The organism is Streptomyces sp. AV19 (assembly GCF_015999245.1).
Lineage (GTDB): Bacteria > Actinomycetota > Actinomycetes > Streptomycetales > Streptomycetaceae > Streptomyces.
The window spans coordinates 225,024-244,525 of sequence record NZ_JAEAMR010000022.1 but is presented as its reverse complement, the minus strand read 5'-3'; the positions used below and the strand labels follow the sequence as shown (position 1 = coordinate 244,525).

Sequence of the window (19,502 nt, the reverse complement as noted above, 5' to 3'; positions counted from 1 at the left end):
GCCGCTCCGCGGCCTAGTGCGTCGTGATTCCGTCGGCATTACTTGATCTCGTGTGTCTCGTTGCTGCTGACATGGAGCTCTCCGAGGAACAGGCCGCCGAGCTGCGGGAGTTGGCGAGCAGTCGGGATGTGTCTGCGGATATGGCCACGCGGGCCCGGATCGTGCTGTGGTCGGGCGAGGGGCGCCGGCGCAAGGACATTGCCGGGCTGCTCGGGGTGTCGCTGCCGACCGTGGACCGCTGGAAGGCCCGGTATGCCCAGCGTGGGCTGGCCGGGCTGGAAGGTGACCGTCCCGGCGGGGCCCGCGAGCAAGTGCCGGCGCGGGTTCGGGCGCGGGTGATTGCGCTGACGCGCATGACGCCCCCGGCCGGCACCGGTCTTTCGCACTGGTCGACGCGCGAGTTGGCGAAGTACGTGAAGCGGACCGAGAACGTCTCCGTGTCCTGGCACTACATCGCGCGGGTCTGGCGCGAGGAGAACCTCAGGCCGCACCGCAACGGCACCTTCAAGATTTCGAAGGATCCCGCGTTCGCGGACAAGGTCGCCGACGTGGTCGGCCTCTACCTCGCCCCGCCGGGCGGCGCGGTCGTGCTCTCGGTTGACGAGAAGACGCAGATCCAGGCGCTGGACCGGACCCAGCCGGTGCTGCCCGTGACCTTCTCGGCCACCGAGAAACGCACTCACGACTACATCCGGCACGGCACCACGAACTTGTTCGCCGCCCTCAACGTCGGCACCGGCGAAGTGACCGGTGAGTGCAGGCCGAGCCGGAACGGCAAGAACTTCCTGGCCTTCCTGAAGAAGGCAGTGAAGCCGCACGCCGGGAAGGAGGTCCATGTCGTTCTGGACAACCTCTCCACCCACACCACACCGGAGGTGAAGGCATGGCTGGCCGGCCACCCGAACATCCACTTCCATTTCACTCCCGTCGGGTCTTCCTGGATAAATCAGATCGAGACCTGGTTCGGAATCCTGACCCGTCAGTCGATCCGCCGCGGCACCTTCGCCAGCGTCAACGTCCTGATCACGCAGATCCGCAACTACATCGACACATGGAACTCCGGGGCCAAACCGTTCACTTGGACCGCGACCGCCGAAGAGATCCTGGCGAAGGTCCGCCTCGTCCAGACCAACCTCAAGAATCTCGTTGCAAACAACTCAAAGTGACACGAACAGGATCACGCGACACTAAGGGTTGTCCCGTAAATGATCTACGAGTTGGTGGGTGACGAGTCGGCCTGGGTGGTGCCCGTTGGTCTATCCGGCGAGGGTGAGGTTGTGCAGGCGGGCGATGCCGAGGATGGCGTGGTGGACGCCGTCGCCTTTCAGGCGGCAGTCGCGCAGGATCTTGTAGTTCTTCATGCGGGCGAAGACGTGCTCGACGCGGGCGCGCACTTTCTTGTGCGAGCGGTTGTGTTCCTCCTTCCAGGTCGGCAGTTCCTCGTCCTTGCTCTTGCGGTAGTGCGGGATGACCAGGCCGGTGCCGGCCACACCAAGATCATCTCACCCGTGACCAGCAGTTACGGGACAACCCTTAGTTGACCAAGGGTGTATGCATCCATGCTCCCCGGTATGACCAGTGAGTACCAACGGAAGACCTTGAGCGCGACCCTTTCGGGCGGGAACCCCGGTGCCCGGATGTCGGCACGCGCGGGATTGTGGCTCGTGTCCCGCGAAGCCCGCCCCCGGGACGCCCGTGAGGCGTGGATGAGGGACGCCCCCGCCATGCTGCGGACGGGCCTGCACTTCGCGGCGGTCCGGCTGCCCGCAGAACTCCTGCGTGGGCTCGCGGGTGGCGACGACCGTGCCAGGACCGAGGAGGTCTTCCGGTCGTTCGGGGTGCCGGGTGCGGTGATCGCCGACCCGTCCCAGCGACGGTACTACGCGCTCGTGCGGCCCGAGGACGCCTGTGCCGGCACCTGGGACGGTCCGGCCGTCGAAGTCCTGGGCGAGGACTGCTATCTCGGTGTCCCCGCTCCGTACCGTGCCGACCCGCCGGGGGTTCATTGGCTCTTGTGCCCTCCGGAGGGGCAGGAAGATCTCTGCGATTCAGGAGCACTGCGGAAGCTGGTCGCTGCGGGACGTGCTCATGAGAATGACGCACGGGGTCGGGTGCGCTCCGTCAACTGGTCCCGACCTGTGCCGTCCCGGAGAGCCCGCGACTAACGCCCCTGGCAAAGGCCCAACGCTCAACTGCACACCTGGAATTGCGGGACTACTACATGCTCGATGATCCGGAGAGTACGACGTGACTTCTGGGTCTTCGACGGCAGAACGGCACTCTTTCACCACGCCCTGGCCTTGGATTGCTTGTGGGACGGCTTGCTGTTCGGTTGTAGTTCGTCGCTGGGTTACCGTCTGAGGTGATCCAAGGAGGGGCTGTGGCACTGGGGAAGAAGGGTTCGCGCCGTATTGTCGTGGACGGGGTGGCGTATCGGTGGCGGCTGCGCCGGCGGCCCACTTATAGCCAGGCGTTGTGCTGGTCACCGTGCACCTATGCCGTCGAGCAGGCGGATCGTCCGGGAACGACGCTGGTGGTCACCACGGACCGTCCGCATGGGAGCAATTGGGTCGGGAGACCGAGTGTTCCGGTGCTTCCCTCTGATGTGGCGGACCACATCCGCACCGCGCTGGGCCGGGGCTGGACCCCGGATCGCTCCGGCTCTCCCTTCCAACTGGACCTCCCCAGCTCAGATGATCCTTGCGGATTGTAGCGAGGCTCAAGACATCCTGCGGGACGTGCAGAACGCACTGAAGGAGAAGTAATGTCAACACCTCCGTGGTGGAATGAGCTCACCGAGGCAAGTACTGTGCTGGCGGCCAGCGATCGGGCCGAAGTCGACATGTGGCGAGGCGGGCCCGAAACCGACGAGTTCGGTCTCCCCATGGAATTCGACGAGGATGATGTTCCTCCGCTGACGGTACGTCTGGGCAGCCTCTCGAGGTCGTTCGCCGAGAACGCTTCCGCGATGAATTCGCAGGAGCGACGGCAGGTACTCGGTGTTCTGGAAAAGCTCCAGGCCACCGGAAGCGAGGAAGACAGCACGGCCGTGATCACACCGGATTCTTCGAGGCGCTACTCATAGCGGCGGACCGGGGGTTCGATCTGCGGTCCGTGTGGGACGACCTGGGCCCTGAGTCCCTGTCCGCCTGCCTCGGCCTCAACGAGTCTTGGGGAGTCGACTCACCTGCCTGGATGCGCTGATCCTGGCGGAAGGAAACCGCGCAAGCGATCGCGGGCTGAACCGTTCCCCCGTAGGCCCGATGTCATCCTGACCACGTGATCAGTCACGCTCAAGCGAATCGATGCCTGCCAGAGCCTCTTCGACAGCTTCTTTCAGCTGCGCGTCAGTCAGATCACCCGGTTCTCGGAGTTGGGGATCGAATTCGTAGTCCTCGATCGCATAGAAGACCCTGTCGAGCTCCCGCGCGAGCGGTTCCCGTAGACGTTCGGGGTGCTCCAAGGACCGCCGTCGGGCACGTAGCCACGCAGCGGCGAAGTCCACTGCGCTGACTTCATTGTTGGCAAAAGATGTCATCAGGGACAGCTGTTCTGCTGTGCCTGTCCCCTCGGCCACCTCACTCCTCCGCCCCCAGGCAAATTGACTCGGCTGAAGCTTTGCGGCGATTTTCGCTACATCCGGAAGATGCCGGCCAACACGTTTCGCGTATCGGTTGAAATTGATGATGGCTTGATCTGAGCCCTCCGGTACTCCATGTTTGAGGAACTCGTGTACCCCGCCCATCAGTGAATACCCGAGATCGGTCACAAGCAGCGCCCCGGAGAGATCCGGAACCGCAATGATGTAGTTCTCTCCGTGCCATGGAATCCGCCCGAGCCCCTCTTGAGTAGACGGGACTCGCATCACTGGTTCCTCCTCGCGCTCGACATCCAGGCGGCTGGCAAGAAAGAATGCGTGGCTGGCGTGCTGCGCGGCCGAGCTCAAGCGTCTGATCAGGTTTCGATCGAGGGTCGACTGCGCTGAAAAGGGCACTACTCCCTTGTCTTTCTCGGTAATCCAGGCAGAGCTGAAGAACCAAGGGTCGCGCGTGAGGATGCTTCGTAGGTGGCGACTCCGTGTGGACCCCCAGTCGGGGATGTTCATCGCAAGTACCCCTTGTCAACGATGCCCGAGAACTGCTTGTCTCCGAGTTTCCATGCGGACCAAAAGCTTCCGTCTGAGTGAAGCATGACCATCTTCATTGATTGTGAATCAATAAACCCTACGGCAGGCCCCTGGTTGCGGTGCTCGAATCGAAATACCTTGGTGTCTGGGGCGGCCATATGCTGACGCATCGCCTGTTCGAACGCCCGCAGATTGCTCCCATTGACATTTCCTGGGTTATCCAGAAAATCGTGCGCATGCTTGGCGTATTTCTTCCTCATTATTTTCTGGCTTGAGAAGTCGGCCTTTGCTTCCCACTTCCCCTTGGGGCAAGGAGCCAGACCGAAGGGGTCAGTCCACGTATGCGGGTTGTGGACGTAGGCTGACGGATTTGGGGACGGGCTGAGGCCCAGTGGGTCTGAGGCAGTGTAGCGAGCCGTCTCGGGGTCGTAGTGGCGATGGAAGTTGTAGTGGAGGCCGGTTTCCGGGTCGAAGTATTGGCCGGGGAAGCGGAGTGGGGTGTAGGCCGTGCTGTCCGTTGCCCACGCGGTAGTTCCCCAGAGGGTGGTGCGGGTGCGCCAGGCTGTGGTGCCTGTTTCGTCGATGAGTTCTGTGGGGGTGCCGACGAGGTCGGTGATGATGGCGAAGAACCGGCGGTCGATTTCGCGTTGGGACGCGTCGGCTGCCGATGTTCGTTCGGTCTGGGCGATGGGGTGGAAGCCGTCGTGGTCCCAGGTGAGGGTGACGGGGTTGGGGAGGGAGGAGGCGGTGGTGATTTGTTCGGTGAGGGTGGGGCCGTCCCAGGTGAAGTCCACCTGTTCGGCCACCTCGTCCGTATCCGTGAGGCGTTGCTTGGCTATTCGGCGGCCCAGGGGGTCGTAGAGGTAGCGCCAGCGGGTGCCGTCCGGGGTGACCACCGCGGTGAGTTGGTCTTCCGCGTTCCATTCGTAGCGCCAGGTGTCCGGCTTGCGGGACAGGCGGGTCTTCTGGCGGAGGATGACGCGGCCCTGCGCGTCGTGCTCGTAACGGACGTTGCCCGCACGGGTGATGCGGGTGGCGGTGTAGGTGCGGGAGCCCTGGGATTCCGCGCCCGGGTGATCGGTTGGCCAGGTTGCTTCCGTCTGGTTGCCTGCCGCGTCGTAGGCGTAGCGTTCGGTCCAGCCGTGGGCGTGGACGGCGGTTACCCGGCCCGCCGCGTCGAGGCCGAAGGTGCGGGTGCCGGTCGTGGTGTCTGTGATGCCGGTGAGGTGGCCGTCGGGGCGGTAGGCGTACGCGCGGTGGTGGAGGGACGTCGGGCCGTTGGTCAGGCTCTGTGATTGCAGGCGGCCGGCCGGATCCCAGTGGTGTGCGAGGGTCAGGTCTTCGCCGAAGTGGCGGGCGATCTCGCGGCCCGCAGCGTCGTGTTCCATGGCGAAGGTGTGACCGGAGGCGGTCAGCGACGTGCAGTTGCCCGCCGCGTCGTAAGTCCAGGTGGTCAGCGCTCCGGCCGGGGTGGTGCGGCGTACTCGGCGGCTCAGCAGGTCGTATGCGTACGTAAGGGTGCGGCCGTTGGTCGTCTCGGACTTGACCCTGCCCAGGCGGTCCCGGCTGTAGACCAGGGTCGCGTCCGGGCCGGTGGCCTGTAGCAGGTGGCCTGTCGCGTCGTGGGTGTAGGTGGTGACCGCGTCGCCTGCGGTTTTGGTCACCAGGTTGCCCAGCGCGTCGTACTCGTACGAGATCGTGTCGCCCAGGCCGTTCGTGCGGGAGATGAGCCGGCCCGCCGCATCGTGCGCGTAAGTGAGCGTGCGGCCGTCGAAGTCGGTCTCCGCCATGAGGCGGCCCGCCGGGTCGTAGGCGTAGTCCCAGGTCAGACCCTGGGGGTTGGTGACCCGGCGCAGGCGTAACGACGTGTCGTGGGTGAACTCGTAGCGGACGCCGTCCGGGCCGGTCTTCGCCGTCAACTGATCGAAGGGGCCGTACTCGTAGTGCGTCTCGGCGCCGAGGGCGTCGGTGTAGGCGGTGCAGTTGCCTTCGCCGTCGTAGGTCCAGTGTTCCTCCGCGCCGTCCGGGGCGATGCGGTGGGCCAGTTGGCCTTCCACGGTCCAGGCGAGGCGGGTCGTGTTGCCGAGCGGGTCGGTGACGGCGACGACGCGGCCGAAGGCGTCACGGTGGGAGGTCGTCACCCCGCCCAGAGGGTCGGTGGTCTCGATCGGCAGGCCGGCCGTGTCGCAGGTGACGCGGGTGGTGTTGCCCAGTGCGTCGGTGACGGATGTGAGGTGGCCCTCGGTGTCGTAGGCGTAGGACGTGGTCGCGCCGGTGGGATCGGTGGTGGAGGTGCGGTTGCCGGCCCCGTCGTAGGTGTGGCGCCATACGGTGCCGTCCGGGCCGGTTGTCGTCTCCGGGAGGCCGAGTTCGTCGAGGGTGGCCGCGAGGGTCAGGCCGTCGGGGCGGGTCACCGTTGTCAGGCGGCCGCCTGCGTCGTAGGCGTACTCCGTCGCGCGGCCCAAGGGGTCCGTCCGCGACAGCAAGAGGTCGTGGCGGTCCCAGGTGAAGAGCATCGTCGCGCCGGTCGGGTCTGTTTCGGCGACGATCTGGGAACGGTCGTTGACGGTGTAGGCGCTGGTGTTGCCGAGTGAGTCCGTGACGCGTGTGACGCGCAGGCCCGTTTCGGGGTCGCGGGCGCCGTATTCGAGGGCGCAGCGCATGTGCCCCTCGGTGCCCGACTCGAAGACGCAGCGGTCCTGGTCGTCGTAGACGTACTGGTAGTGGGTGTGGTCGCGGTCCGTCCAGGAGATGACCCGGCCGCGCTCGTCGTAGGCGAAACGGAGCGGTCGGCCGGAGGAGTTGTAGACCTCGGTCAGGTTGCCGTCGGTGTAGCCGTAGCGGACCAGCTCCGTGTCCGCCAGGTGCAGGGCCGTGATCCTGCCCGCGTGCGTGGTGATGCGGATGTGACGGCCGGAGTGGTGGGTGATGCCGGTCGGGGTGCCGTCGGTGGCGTAATCGAAGGTGATGCGGTGGCCGTTGCGGTCGGTGATCTCCTCGAGGAGGGCGATGTCCTCCGCTCCGTAGGAAGCGAAGTGCCGCGTGTGGCCCGCTTCGGGGATGTGGACGGTGTAGGTGCCGTCGGGAGACAGGTCCAGGGGCCATCGAGGGCCCTGCACAGGGAGGGTGGGGACGCCCGGGACCGGGTGGGGGTATTCCAGGAGCCGGCCGTGTTCGTCGACGAAGATGACGCCTTCGGTGTCGATCTCCAGGCGCTGGTCCACGGTGCTTGCCCAGGACGGACCGAACCATCTGCCGCACTGGTAGCCGGACTTCACATGACGGGAGAAGACCAGGGGGAGCGCGCCGGGCAGGGACACGTCCGTCTGCGGCAGGAACATGCGCCCCGTGACGACATCCACTGGGTCCGTACCGCCGGTCTCCACCTTCTCCGGGTGGGTCTTCGGCTCGTCCGCGAAGTCCTTGGCAGCCTTGCGGGCCGCGCTCTCGGCAGCTCCTTCGGCCGCGTCCTCCATCCCCTTCCTCGCCGCGTTCATCGCCATCCGGCGGGCCGCGGCGCCGCCCGCGCTCGTTCCGCCCGTCGCCATGGCGGTCAGCGCGTCGAAGCCCAGGCGGCCGGCGGCCTCGGACGGGTCCTTGCCCCAGCCGGTGCCGAGGAGCGTGGACGGGATCTGGTCCGGGTGGTTGGCCAGGGTGACGAAGCCCGCGCCGAGGTTCGTCATGTGGTCCAGATAGAGGGCCGGGTGCGTGACGTTGTACGGGTCGATCGGGATGATCGTGCGGGCAAACTTGACCGTGTCCGCGGCGCCCTTCGCGAAACCGCCCGCGAAATGGGTGACTTCGACGGCTCCGGCTTGCTGAAGGTCGTCGAGGTTCATCCCCATCCGGTCGGTGAACTCCGGCTTCTTCGGGGCGTTGCGCAGCGCGTTGCGGAGGGCTGAGGCGGCCGTTTCGGCGGCGGAGTTGCGCTGTTTGCGGGCCTCGGTGAGCATTTCCTGGGCTGCTTGGATTTTGTCCGCGCCGACGTTGGGGCAGGATCCGGGCGGGGTGGGGCGGGTGCCGGGATTCTCGCCTTTCTCCAGCTTCGCGTTGTACGTCTCGGCGGCGTCGTTGAAGGCGTCCACTTGGGCCTTGTAGGCGTCGAAGGCCTTCTTCTGGGCTTCCTTGCCCGCCTTGTAGGTGGCGATGGCCTCCCTGGCCTTGCCCTGGGCCCAGCGCACGGTGTGCTCGTACGCCTTGAGGGCCTTGGCCGCCTCCTCGCACGCCTGCTGGGACTGGAGCCATTGCTTGGGGTGCATCGCGAACTTCTCGCGGAAGGCGTCGGCGCCCTTGCCCTTCCAGTGGTCGGAGTCCAGGTTCGACATGCCTTGACCGACGCGTCCGAACGCGCCGGCGAAATCGGTGAGGTGGGAGGCGGCGGACTGGATCCGGCTCGTGCTTCCGTGGATGAGGTCCTTGGGGTCCTCGGTCTCGCCGAGTTGCTTTTCGTTGACGTGGGCGCCGAGGCGGTTGGCAACGTGGTCGCCGAGGTCGTCCACGGTCTCGGCCATGTCGTGCAGGCCGACCTTGTCCAGGCCGTCGCCGATCTCATGGGCGGCGTAGTTGACGCCCTTGCCGACCTGTTTCTTGCCCTCGTCCCACAGGTCTTCGGCTTTGTCGCCGAGCTTGTCGACGCCGCGCTTGAGGCCGCCGAGTGAGAAGTCCATCAGCGCTCACCCGCGCGCCGGATGACGTTCAGTTCGTCGCGGTGGGACTCGTAGGTGTCCTTGGCGATGTTCTTGTTCGTCTCGACCATGTGGTCGAAGGAGCGGTCGAAGGACTTACCGCTGTAATCGATGTGCGCGAAGTTCCCGTGATCCGCGATCTCGTCCATCGACATCTTCTCGACCTGCTCGTCGGAGAGCGTCGGATCGGCGGCGAAAGCGGCCACACCGACCTTCAACGTTCCCTTGATGTACTGGTCGTTCTCGTAATAGGCCCCCGCCGAGAGCCCGACCCGACGGGCGAACTGATTGCCGTCGCGGACCAGGGAGCGCACGCCCCACTCCCAGCGGTCGCAGAACTCCTTCAGCGCGTCCTTGAGTCCGTCGTGTCCGGTCTCCAGCCCGTTCAGCGCGAGTTCGGAGAAACCGCGGCCGGCCTGGGACTCGCCGATCATCCCGAGCTCCTTCAGCTCGGACAGCGCACCCGTGATGCCCTTCGCGATCTGTCCCAGCGCCTCGGGATCCGCCTTGAGGTCCTCGCTCATGACGCCGCACCCTCCCCGGTGTCGACCACTGCTCCGTCCGGCACGACGCCCGCCACCGGCGGCAGGAAGAAAGGGGTGTCGCTGCCCACGTCCAGGGCCACACCCGTGGGCTCACCGACGGCCGGAACGACCACGTCCAGCAACCGCGCACCCAGGACGGTGACGAACTCCCAATCGGCGCCCGCCCTTTCCGGGCGATGCGCCGCGAACCGCGCCAGCGCGGACTCGTCCGAGAACGCATGGATCCACCACAGCCCGCCGTACGCGGACGTCCACAACCCGCCACGCTCGTCAAGCGGCACGAGCACCGCTGAACGCCGGAACTCGCCGACGACGGCGGTCGGCTTCCCCCGCAACGCGTATAAAGCGGCCTTCTCCTGGCTCAACGTCACCACATTCACCTCGCCGCACAGATTAGCGAACACCCTATGCCTGGGGCGTGCCTACGGTGGGTGACGGATTCCTTTTCACGGATCAGCCCTCGGCGCTGCATAGAGCCCCGCAGTCTTGCCGGGGCCGGGCCACCGCCGCCGGGACGGCAGCCCGTTCACCGCCTTCGGCGGCCCTCGCCCCGTCAGCCCTCGCCCGCCCCCGGCCGCAGCACCTTGCGGCAAGCGGAATCCTCCGGCAGTCCTGGCGCAGCAGGTTGGCGCATCTGAGCCTGGCCGCCCCACCATCGTCGTGGGGAGAGTGGAAGCGAGGAGAACGAAGCCGGGGCCCGCAGTCGCGGGCCCTCCCCGTCCGCCCGAGGGGGCATTGTGATCCACATCAGTGAGACCCTGGCCATCCAGACGGTCGAGGAGTTCCTGACCGCCGAGGAGCTCGCTCAACTCGTCAAGATCATGGACGCGGAGCTGCGTGCCACCGGCTGGCGGCCCCGTACCCAGGCGGAGACCCTCCCGGCACCGGCAGCGGCCGACGAGATCCTGCGGCACGCCACGGCCCGTGCCCTGCCCGCCATGCGGCGCGGCATGCCGTCGGTGACGGCCGACGCGCCGTGGAAGTACATCGAACTGGCGGCGGGCGAGGAAGTGCCGCGGCACCTGGACGGGATCCCGGAACCGGACGTCCGGCCCAGGCGGCTCGGGCGGATCGGGGTAACCATCACGGCTGCCGAGGAGGGCGGGCAGTTCTACGTGGAGACCTCGTCGAGCCCGCTGCCATGGACGGGGAAGGTACTGGGCGAAGCCGAGGGCTACCATCCGGGGACGTCCCTCAGCCGCTCCCTGCCGCACGAGAGCCTCATCGCAGGCCACCACTACGCCGAACCGGACTGGCTCGCGGACGCCCCGACCACGCGCTGGATCACCCCTGCTGGGGCGGGCGTGGCCCTGGTCTACGGGGCGCAGGTCATCCACGGGGTCACCCCGGTCACGCGCGGTCAGGCGCGTAGGTTCGTCACCGACCTCACTGACGGAACGCCCTGACAGCACCGGCACCCGCCCAGAACGACCGGCCCAACTCGGCAGCCGGCCCGGCCTGGCGCTGCGCGGGCGAACGTTGTCAGGTGACGATCGCGGCGGGGCGGTGCAGCCGCTGGGCCACTCGTCGTCCTGCCTGGGGCAGTGCCTGCGGATCGGGGCCGGGAGGCGGGGGCGTTCCGGGCCTCGAACGGTGTGCTCCAGGAGCCAGGAGTCACAGTGGCACGACGAGACAGCTGACGTGGCACGGCAGGCGAGCCGCGGGCCGGCTACGCGAACGCGCCCGCGTCCGTGGCGAGAAGGGCATCCGCTGGGCGGACGCCCCCTCGCCGCCACGATTTGACCACAACCCGGCGACCAATACGGTCACTTGGTGAGGGACGAGCTGTCCGTCCGATACCTGGCCCATCGAGCAGCGGCATCGCGGAGCCCGAGTGTCCATTCGTTGGGGTGATCGTCGGCCGTGCGCTTCCAGTACTGGGCGTGGGCGGTGGAGAACACGTCGAGGGCGCGGTCAGGGGCGGTGGACCACACGGGCACCTTGGCAGCCCACTGTTCGGCCTCGTGAGGGGTGTGCCCGGAGAAGACGAGCCAGACGATCCAGCACGCCGGGTCGATCCAACCGGCACCTCGAGTGGCCCAGGGCCAGTCGAGGTGCCGCGCGGTGTCCGGGGCGGTGATGAGTACGTTGCTGGGGTTCCAGTCGGTGTGCAAGAGCGCGGTACCGGCGAACAGTTCCGCATCAGCGGGATCGTCGAGGTGGACACCCCACCGCTTCCCCGCGTCCTCCAACTCCACATCGGGACAGCCGAGGTGCCCCAGGGCCGTCAGAGCTTCGACGACGACGGGAAGATCCGCGGACCCCGGGCTGTAGTCGGCGCTGCGGCCGACGAGGTGCTCGAAGCCGAGCAGGTCCCAGCCGCCTGCGCCTGTGCGCCACAAGACCCTCGGCCCGAGGGGAACGACGTAGGGGTTGACTGCCTCCTCGCGCTGCTGCGTCCATGTCTCCGCGTGATCCTGCCGCATCCCTTTCACGAAGACGCGGCCGCGCGCGGTATCCAGCTTGACGGCGATCTTGCTGCTGAACCCGGAGTTCACGGGCTCAGCCCGGTCAATGGTGCCGGTGTGCTCGCGCACTGCCGCGAGAACGTCGTCGGGGAGGTCGTCCCAGTTCAGTCTTCTCGACACGGGGGAAGGCTATCGGGGCCCCGGCCGGCCCGGTCTCCGGTCCCGGAGACGAGCAGCGAGCCGGCGAACGCTCGTGGTCACGGCCCTGGTCATGAGAAGGCTCGGCCCACGACCGTCAGCGGCCGTGGGCTCACGGATCAGCCCTCGCCCGCCCCCGGCCTCAGCACCTTCTCGATCGCCGCCATCACGTCCGCCAGCGGTGTGTCCGTGCGGGCGACCGTTACCAGGACCTCGCCCTCGGCGTGCGCCGAGGCGGACGGGAGAGGTTCGCGGCCCGCGCCGATTCCCCGGCCCACCGTTTCGCGGACGATCGCGAACGCGTGGTCGAGCTGGGCCTCCAGGTCGCCCTCGCCGCCGGCGCGGAGCCAGCGGCGGAGGACGTGGTTGTGGGCCGTGACGACGGCGGAGGCGGCGACCTCCGCCAACAACGGGTCGTCGTCGTGGTGCGTGCCCTCCTCGAAGTGGACGAGGAGGTAGCGGGTGAAGAGACGTTCGTAGCGGGCGACCGAGGCGATCTCGCGCTCGCGCAGGGTGGGGACCTCGCGGGTGAGGCGGTAGCGCTCGACGGACACGGCCGGCGAGGCCGCGTACATCCGCATGACCTCCTTGATGCCGCGGCAGATCGTGTCGATCGGGTTCTCGTGCGCGGGCGCGGCGTCGAGGACCGCGGCCGCGCGGACGAGGGTGTCGTCGTGGTCGGGGAAGATCGCCTCTTCCTTGGAGCGGAAGTGGCGGAAGAAGGTCCGGCGGGCGACCCCCGCCGCGGCGGCGATCTCGTCGACGGTGGTCGCCTCGTAGCCCTTGGTGGCGAACAACTCCATCGCCGCGGCGGCGAGTTTGCGGCGCATGGTGAGGCGCTGGGCGGCGGCGCGGCGGCCGCCCGCGCTCTCCGGCTCGGACGGGCCGGATCCCCTGGTGGCGGCCCCGCGCGGCGGGCGGGCTGACTTGGCGGGCTGGGACATGTGGGGAACGTAACACGCCGTCGTGTGGGTGTGCGGGGACGGACCGTGGGGCGGCTCGAGGAGGCCGCCCCAGCCCGCGTCAGGGTCGCGCATACTCGCGGAAGCCGCGCCCCGTCTTGCGTCCGAGGCAGCCCGCCGCCACCAGGTGCTCCAGCAGTGGCGCGGGGGCCAGGCCCGGATCGCGGAACTCCCGGTGCAGCACGCGCTCGATGGCCAGGGAGACGTCCAGGCCGACGACGTCGAGGAGTTCGAAGGGGCCCATCGGATAGCCGCCGCCGAGCTTCATCGCGGCGTCGATGTCGTCGGGGGTGGCGTAGTGCTCCTGCACCATCTTGACCGCGTTGTTGAGGTAGGGGAAGAGAAGGGCGTTGACGATGAAGCCCGCGCGGTCGCCGCAGTCCACGGGGTGCTTGCGGATCGCGGCGCAGACGGAACGGACCGTGGCGTGGGCCTCGTCGGAGGTGAGGACGGTGCGGACGATCTCGACGAGCTTCATCGCGGGCGCCGGGTTGAAGAAGTGCATGCCGACGACGTCCCGGGGGCGGGTGGTCGCGCGGGCGCAGGCGATGACGGGGAGGGAGGACGTGGTGGTGGCGAGGACGGCGCCGGGCTTGCAGGTCTTGTCGAGGGTGGCGAACAGTTCGCCTTTGACGTCGAGGTCTTCCGCGACCGCCTCGACGGCCAGGTCGACGTCCGCGAAGGAGTCGAGGGTGCCGGACGGGGTGATGGCCGCGAGGGCGGTTTCCCGTTCGGCCTCGGTGAGGCGGCCCTTGGTCACCGAGCGGGCCAGTGACGCCGCGATCCGGGCCTTGGCCGCCTCGGCCTTCTCCGGCGAGCGGGCGGCGAGCACGACGGGGAAGCCCGCCTTGGCGAAGACCTCGGCGATGCCGCTCGCCATCGTCCCCGAGCCGGCGACGCCGACCGAGCGCACGGGGAGGGCGGCCGCGGCGGCGGAGGCCGCGCCCGGCGTCTCCGCGTCGGGGACGACCGTCGCCGAGCCCGGCTCCTCGTACGTGTAGAAGCCGCGGCCCGCCTTGCGGCCGGTCAGCCCGGCGGCGGCGAGCTGGCCCAGGACCGGCGCGGGCGCGTGCAGCCGGTCGTGCGAGGCGGCGTACATCGCCTCCAGGACGGTGCGCGCGGTGTCGACGCCGATCAGGTCCAGGAGGGCCAGCGGGCCCATCGGCAGCCCGCAGCCGAGCTTCATCGCGGCGTCGATGTCCTCGCGGCTCGCGTAGCGCGACTCGTACATCGCCGCCGCCTGGTTGAGGTAGCCGAACAGCAGCCCGTCGGCGACGAATCCGGGACGGTCGCCGACCGCGACCGGCTCCTTGCCCAGTTCCAGGGCGAGTTCGGTGACCGCGGCGACGGCGGCGGGCGCGGTGAGCACGGACGAGACGATCTCGACCAGCTTCATCGCGGGCGCGGGGTTGAAGAAGTGCAGCCCCAGGACGCGTTCGGGGCGGGCCGAGTCGGCGGCGAGCCGGGTCACGGACAGGGCGTTGGTGCCGGTGGCCAGGACGGTGTCGGGGCGCACGACGGCGTCCAGGGCGGTGAACACCTGCTGCTTGAGGGCGTAGTCCTCCGGCACGACCTCGATGACCAGGTCGGCGCCGGCCGCGTCGGCCACGTCGGCCGAGGTGCGGAACCGGGCCAGCGCGGCGCGGCGTTCGTCCTCGGTGATGCGGCCGCGCGCGGCCGCGCGGGCGGTGGCGGACGCCAGCGCTCCGGTGGCGCGGCGGATGGCGGCCTGGCTGACGTCGATGCCGACGACCTCGCGGCCGGCCCGGACGAGCACTTCGGCGATGCCGGTGCCCATCGTGCCGAGACCGACCACGGCGACGGTGGAGAGCGGGCTGGGGGACGGAGGGGTGGACTGACGGTCCATCGCGGGACTCCAGAGGGTGTTACCCGGGCACGGGTGATGGGCGCCGCGCGTCCCGTTGCGGGCGCGGCGACTTAATGACGGCCGCGGACGGGTAAAGGGCGTCCACGGGGGAGGAGTTGTGAGGTCGGCCGGCCCTGTCCCGGGGCCGTGCCGTACTGGAGTGCCGAACCGGCGGACCGGCACCGGGCGTCGAGGATGCCGGGTGCCGAAGGCGGCTGCGTCACCAGACCGCCCGAGCGAGGGTGCTGCTCGTGTCGGGAGGTTAACTCACCGGTAACCCAGAGCGCCAGGGTGCGTACCCGCGACTTACGATGTGGTACAGGCCACTCGGGAGGAGAGCAGCAATGGAAGAAGAATTCCGGGTACTGCTGAAACGGGTACGGGCCGAACTGGTCTCCCCGGCCGAGTTCACGGCGTACGAGCGGCTCGTCGCCCTGGTGCGCACGGACGGCCGGGCCGCGCGGGACGCGCTCGCCGACGTCCTGGTCGCTCCCGAACGGCCGCTGTGGGCACGGGAGATCGCCGCTTTCGCGCTCGGTGTGCGGGGGGACCGGCGGGCCTTCGAGACGCTGGTCCTCCTCCTCAACTACCGGGAACCGGTGCGGTGTGCGACGGCCGCGCACGTGCTCGCCCGGCTGCGGGATCCGCGCACGGCGCGGGCGGCGGCGGCGCTCGCGACGAACCCGCTGCGCACGGCGTATGCGCTGCATCCGGTCCGGCTGCTCAGCGAGTTGCGCGCTCCCGAGTCCGTACCGGCCCTGCTCGCCACGCTGGAGCGGCTGCTGGCGGCCCGGGACCACTGCTGGCCGGTCGCCCGCGCCTGCGTCGAGGGGCTCGGCACGCTCGGCGACCGGCGGGCGGAGGCGACGCTGGTCGCGGCGCGCGAGCACGAACGGCTGCGTCCGGCGGCGGTGCTGGCGCTGGCGCGGCTGAACGGGCGGGCGGGGGTCCGGCGGGTGCGGGACGTTCCGCGGAGGTAGGGCGCTGGGTGATGGGGCTCAGTGCGGCCCGGCGCGCCGTCGGTCATGCGCGGGGCGCGCTCCGTTGCGGATGGTCGTGCGCCCGGCGTGTGGGGGGTGCGATGCGCGCGGGGGCGCTCGCAGTTGAGAGTCCCCGCCCCGCCCTTTCGCCGTTTCCGCAGCAGCACGCTGCGCGCTCCCCCAGAGGGGGCACCCCCAGTCCTCCGCAGCCGCGTTGCACCCCGCGCGGAGCGCGCGAGAAACGGTGAAAGGGCGGGGCAGGGGCAGCCCCCCCCGCACGCGAGCCGCACGTTAGCGGCCCGCCACCGTCCGCAGAGAGAAACCTATGTATGTACGCAAAACGAGCGCACTCGGATTTGGGCCCCCGCGATGTTGGTGATTGGCTGTGCCCGCGGCCGCAGGGAGCGGCGCGCACTGCACCGAACGTCCCGGAGGACACGTCATGGGCCAGGTCGAGGCCACCACGGAGCGGATCATCGCGGCGGACCCGGAGGAGGTCTTCGACGCGCTGGCCGACTACAGCGGCACCCGCGCCAAGCTGCTGACCGAGCACTACAGCGAGTACGAGGTGCGCGAGGGCGGCGACGGCGAGGGCACCCTCGTGCACTGGAAGCTCCAGGCCACCAGCAAGCGCGTCCGCGACTGCCTGCTGGAGGTCTCCGAGCCCTCCACCGGGCAGCTGGTGGAGAAGGACCGCAACTCCACCATGGTGACCACCTGGACCGTCACCCCCGCCGGCGAGGGCCGCGCCAAGGCCGCCGTCACCACCACCTGGACGGGCGCCACCGGCATCGGCGGATTCTTCGAGCGGACCTTCGCGCCCAAGGGCCTGGCCCGTATCCACGACGCCGTCCTCGCCCGCCTCGCGGCCGAGACGGAGAAGAGCTGAGCGGCGGGAGACGGGCTGACCTGATCGTCACCTGATCGAGTGGTTTTCCCGGCCCCACGCCGGACCGCCGCAACGCCTCCGACCGGCGGAAAGCCACCTGGGCCCAACGCCCGGGTAAATCGTCGCGCTTGCTCCCCGTTGTCGCGTAATGCGAGAAAAGGTCGGCCGGGACAGGCGCGACGACGGGAGCAGACACGTGGGCGGGTCCACCTCCGAGGCCACCTTGGCGAAGGGCGGCCATCTCGCCCTGCCCGCCCCCGAACCACCACTGCCGCCCGGCCGGGAGGACGCCCGGCCGGGCGCGGGCCGCGTACGGTTCGTCTTCGCCGGGCTCGTCCTCACCCTGCTCCTCGCGGCGCTGGACCAGACCGTCGTCGCCACCGGCCTGCCGAAGATCGTCGGTGAACTGCACGGCCTGGACCGGATGTCCTGGGCCGTCACGTCCTACCTGCTCACCTCCACCGTCGCCCTGCCGCTCTACGGCAAGCTCGGCGACCTCCTCGGGCGCAAGGCGGTCTTCGTCTTCGCCATCGTCGTCTTCGTCCTGGGCTCGGGACTGGCCGGCTGGTCGCGCACCATGGACCAGCTCATCGCCTTCCGCGCGCTCCAAGGGGTCGGCGCCGGCGGCCTGTTGATCGGCGTCCAGGCGATCATCGCCGACATCGTCCCGCCCCGCGAGCGCGGCCGCTACATGGGCGTCATCAGCGCCGCCTACGGGCTCGCCTCGGTCGCGGGTCCGCTGCTGGGCGGGTTCTTCACCGACCACGCCTCCTGGCGCTGGTGCTTCTACGTCAACGTCCCCTTCGGACTGGTCACCCTGCTCGTCGTCCTCAAGGCGCTGGACCTGCCCCGGCCGGTCTCCCGCGGCCGCTTCGACGTGCTGGGCGCGCTGCTGCTGACCACCACCTCCACCTGCCTGGTGCTGCTGACGGCCTGGGGCGGCACGGAGTACGCGTGGACCTCGCGGGTCACCATCGGACTGGCCGCCGGCGCACTCGGAACGGCCCTGCTGTTCGTCGTCGTCGAGCAGTACGCGGCCGAACCGATCATCCCGCCGCACCTGTTCCGCGACCCGGTCTTCACCGTCTCCGGACTCGTCGGCGCGGTCGTCGGCGTAGGGCTCTTCGGCACCGCCAGCTACCTGCCCACCTTCCTGCAGATGGTGGACGGCGCGGACGCCACCGGCTCCGGGCTGCTGATGCTGCCGATGATGGGCGGCATCGTCGCCGCCTCGCTCGTCGCGGGACAGGTCGTCAGCCGCACCGGCCACTACAAGCTGATGCCCATCCTGGGCTGCGCCCTGTCCGCCGAGGGCATGTACCTCCTGTCCCACCTGGAGGCGGGCACCGAGCGACTGGTCTACAGCCTCTGGATGGCGGTCCTCGGCATCGGCATCGGGCTCGCGCTGCCCGTCCTCGTCCTCGTCGTGCAGAACTCCGCGCAGCCCGCCGACCTCGGGACGGCCACCAGCGCCAACAACTACTTCCGGCAGATCGGCGGTTCGGTCGGGGCCGCCGTCTTCGGCACCCTCCTCACCCACCGGCTGGCCGGCCGGCTCGCCGACGAACTGCCGCCCAGGGCAGGGCTCCCGGACGCCGACTCCCTCACCCCGGAGCTGGTGCACGCGCTCCCGGCGTCGCTGCGGGACGGCTATGTCCGGGCGTACGCGGAGGCCATGCCGCGGATCTTCCTCTACCTCGTTCCGGTGTTCGTCCTCGGCTTCCTGATCGCCTTCCTGCTGAAAGAGAAACCGCTGGTGTCCCACAACGCCCCCGAAGCGCCGCCCGTCGTCCCTCCCGCGCGGAGCGAGCCCCCGCCGCCGCCCCCGCTGATCACCGAGCCGGCCCCCTTCGCGGCCGAACCAGTCACCGCCTTCGTCCACTTGGGCGCGGGGATCCCCGTCACCGGCGCGGTCCAGCACCACGACGGGACCACCGTGCCGCGGGCCGCGCTCACCCTGATCGACGTCCAGGGACGGCAGATCGGCCGCGGGGCCAGCGGCGAGGACGGCCGCTACGCGCTGAGCACGCCCGGGACCGGCTCCTACGTCCTCATCGCCGCGGCCGGCGGCCACCAGCCGCAGGCGGTCACCGTCACGGTCGGGGAGCGGCCGGTCGAACTCGACGTCGTCCTCGGCGGTGCCGGGCGGCTGGCCGGCACCGTGCGGACGGCGGACGGGACGCCGGTGTGCGAGGCGCTGGTGACCCTGACGAACGTGCAGGGCGAGGTCGTCTCGTCCACGCGCACCGGCCACGACGGGGGATACGTCATCGACGAACTCGTCGCAGGTGAGTACACGTTGGCGGCGAGCGCGCCGGCGTTCCGCCCCGCGGCCTTCCCCGTGACCGTCCAGTCGGCCCGCGAGACGCGCCAGGACGTCGAACTCGCGGGCGGCGCGGTGCTGCGCGGCACGGTACGGGCCGGGGCGGGGCGCCCCGTGGAGGACGCGCGCGTGACCCTGCTGGACGCGGCCGGCAACGTCGTCGACTCCGCGATCACGGGCACGGACGGGACGTTCCGCTTCGTGGACCTGGCGGCGGGGGAGTACACGGTGGTGGCGGCCGGGTATCCGCCGGTGGCGACGGTGTTGCGGGTGGCGGGGGGTGGGCGGACGGAGAGGGATTTGCAGCTGGGCCATGCGGATTAGGGGGTGGGGGTGGTTTTGCTGCTTGCCTGGGGTGCGCCTTGGGGCTCCCCAGGCTCCTGGGGTCGGTGTGTCACCGGGGGCGTGCCCGGTTGGTCCTGGGCTGGGGGAAGCCGCCCCCGCCCCGCCCTTTCACCGTTTCTCCCGGGGCTGCGCCCCTCGGCCCGGCTCCGCGCTGCGCGCGGTGAGCGGGGGCTT

15 protein-coding genes and 1 pseudogene are annotated in these 19,502 nt (G+C 69.4%); 8 read left to right on the top strand and 8 right to left on the bottom strand.

The window, feature by feature from the left end:
* Window positions 1–71: 71 nt before the first annotated feature.
* Entirely contained in the window at window positions 72–1,166 is a 1,095-nt protein-coding gene (locus tag I5Q34_RS29240; protein ID WP_234429691.1) for an IS630 family transposase, read from the top strand.
* Between the two features lie 90 nt (window positions 1,167–1,256).
* On the opposite strand, the pseudogene I5Q34_RS29235 reads toward I5Q34_RS29240, so the two are convergent.
* Window positions 1,257–1,499: pseudogene (locus I5Q34_RS29235) on the bottom strand (transposase); the annotation flags it as partial.
* 165 nt (window positions 1,500–1,664) lie between these two features.
* On the opposite strand from I5Q34_RS29235, the gene I5Q34_RS29230 reads away from it, so the two are divergent.
* From I5Q34_RS29230 to I5Q34_RS29225, 3 genes are all read left to right on the top strand, one after another.
* Window positions 1,665–2,165, top strand: coding sequence for a hypothetical protein (locus I5Q34_RS29230; RefSeq protein WP_199895457.1), 501 nt, complete (start codon window positions 1,665–1,667; stop codon window positions 2,163–2,165).
* Between the two features lie 215 nt (window positions 2,166–2,380).
* Entirely contained in the window at window positions 2,381–2,713 is a 333-nt protein-coding gene (locus tag I5Q34_RS35180) for a hypothetical protein (RefSeq protein ID WP_277965575.1), read from the top strand.
* Between the two features lie 51 nt (window positions 2,714–2,764).
* Window positions 2,765–3,085 (top strand): hypothetical protein, encoded by a 321-nt coding sequence (locus I5Q34_RS29225; protein ID WP_199895456.1) that lies wholly within the window; start codon window positions 2,765–2,767, stop codon window positions 3,083–3,085.
* Window positions 3,086–3,283: 198 nt separating this feature from the next.
* On the opposite strand, the gene I5Q34_RS29220 is transcribed toward I5Q34_RS29225, so the two are convergent.
* Genes I5Q34_RS29220 through I5Q34_RS29205 form a run of 4 tightly spaced genes read right to left on the bottom strand, consistent with a single transcriptional unit; the run spans window position 3,284 to window position 9,727 of the window.
* The gene (locus I5Q34_RS29220; protein WP_199895455.1) at window positions 3,284–4,105 is read right to left on the bottom strand and encodes a colicin immunity domain-containing protein; all 822 of its coding nucleotides are present in this window, start codon (window positions 4,103–4,105) and stop codon (window positions 3,284–3,286) included.
* Entirely contained in the window at window positions 4,102–8,793 is a 4,692-nt protein-coding gene (locus I5Q34_RS29215) for a putative T7SS-secreted protein (RefSeq protein ID WP_199895454.1), read from the bottom strand. Before I5Q34_RS29215 ends, I5Q34_RS29220 begins: the two co-directional genes overlap by 4 nt.
* Complete coding sequence (locus I5Q34_RS29210) at window positions 8,793–9,335, bottom strand: hypothetical protein (RefSeq protein WP_199895453.1); 543 nt, start codon at window positions 9,333–9,335, stop codon at window positions 8,793–8,795. The genes I5Q34_RS29215 and I5Q34_RS29210 overlap by 1 nt, the downstream gene beginning before the upstream one ends.
* On the bottom strand, window positions 9,332–9,727 hold the full coding sequence (locus tag I5Q34_RS29205) for an SseB family protein (protein ID WP_199895452.1): 396 nt from the start codon (window positions 9,725–9,727) through the stop codon (window positions 9,332–9,334). Before I5Q34_RS29205 ends, I5Q34_RS29210 begins: the two co-directional genes overlap by 4 nt.
* Window positions 9,728–10,093: 366 nt before the next feature.
* Between I5Q34_RS29205 and I5Q34_RS29200 the strand changes: the two genes are divergently transcribed.
* The gene (locus I5Q34_RS29200) at window positions 10,094–10,762 is read left to right on the top strand and encodes a hypothetical protein (protein WP_199895451.1); all 669 of its coding nucleotides are present in this window, start codon (window positions 10,094–10,096) and stop codon (window positions 10,760–10,762) included.
* Between the two features lie 360 nt (window positions 10,763–11,122).
* On the opposite strand, the gene I5Q34_RS29195 is transcribed toward I5Q34_RS29200, so the two are convergent.
* From I5Q34_RS29195 to I5Q34_RS29185, 3 genes are all read right to left on the bottom strand, one after another.
* Window positions 11,123–11,944: an aminoglycoside phosphotransferase gene (locus I5Q34_RS29195; RefSeq protein WP_199895450.1), complete on the bottom strand. Its 822-nt coding sequence runs from the start codon at window positions 11,942–11,944 to the stop codon at window positions 11,123–11,125.
* Window positions 11,945–12,081: 137 nt separating this feature from the next.
* Window positions 12,082–12,906, bottom strand: coding sequence for a TetR family transcriptional regulator (locus I5Q34_RS29190; protein ID WP_199895449.1), 825 nt, complete (start codon window positions 12,904–12,906; stop codon window positions 12,082–12,084).
* 79 nt (window positions 12,907–12,985) lie between these two features.
* Entirely contained in the window at window positions 12,986–14,791 is a 1,806-nt protein-coding gene (locus I5Q34_RS29185; RefSeq protein ID WP_199895448.1) for a 3-hydroxyacyl-CoA dehydrogenase family protein, read from the bottom strand.
* Window positions 14,792–15,135: 344 nt separating this feature from the next.
* Between I5Q34_RS29185 and I5Q34_RS29180 the strand changes: the two genes are divergently transcribed.
* The 3 genes from I5Q34_RS29180 to I5Q34_RS29170 all read left to right on the top strand — a co-directional run bounded on the left by I5Q34_RS29180 (window position 15,136) and on the right by I5Q34_RS29170 (window position 19,307).
* Window positions 15,136–15,771, top strand: coding sequence for a HEAT repeat domain-containing protein (locus tag I5Q34_RS29180; RefSeq protein WP_199895447.1), 636 nt, complete (start codon window positions 15,136–15,138; stop codon window positions 15,769–15,771).
* Between the two features lie 442 nt (window positions 15,772–16,213).
* Entirely contained in the window at window positions 16,214–16,660 is a 447-nt protein-coding gene (locus I5Q34_RS29175; RefSeq protein WP_199895446.1) for an SRPBCC family protein, read from the top strand.
* Window positions 16,661–16,856: 196 nt separating this feature from the next.
* Window positions 16,857–19,307, top strand: a complete 2,451-nt coding sequence (locus I5Q34_RS29170; RefSeq protein WP_277965574.1) for an MFS transporter — start codon at window positions 16,857–16,859, stop codon at window positions 19,305–19,307.
* Window positions 19,308–19,502: the final 195 nt, after the last annotated feature.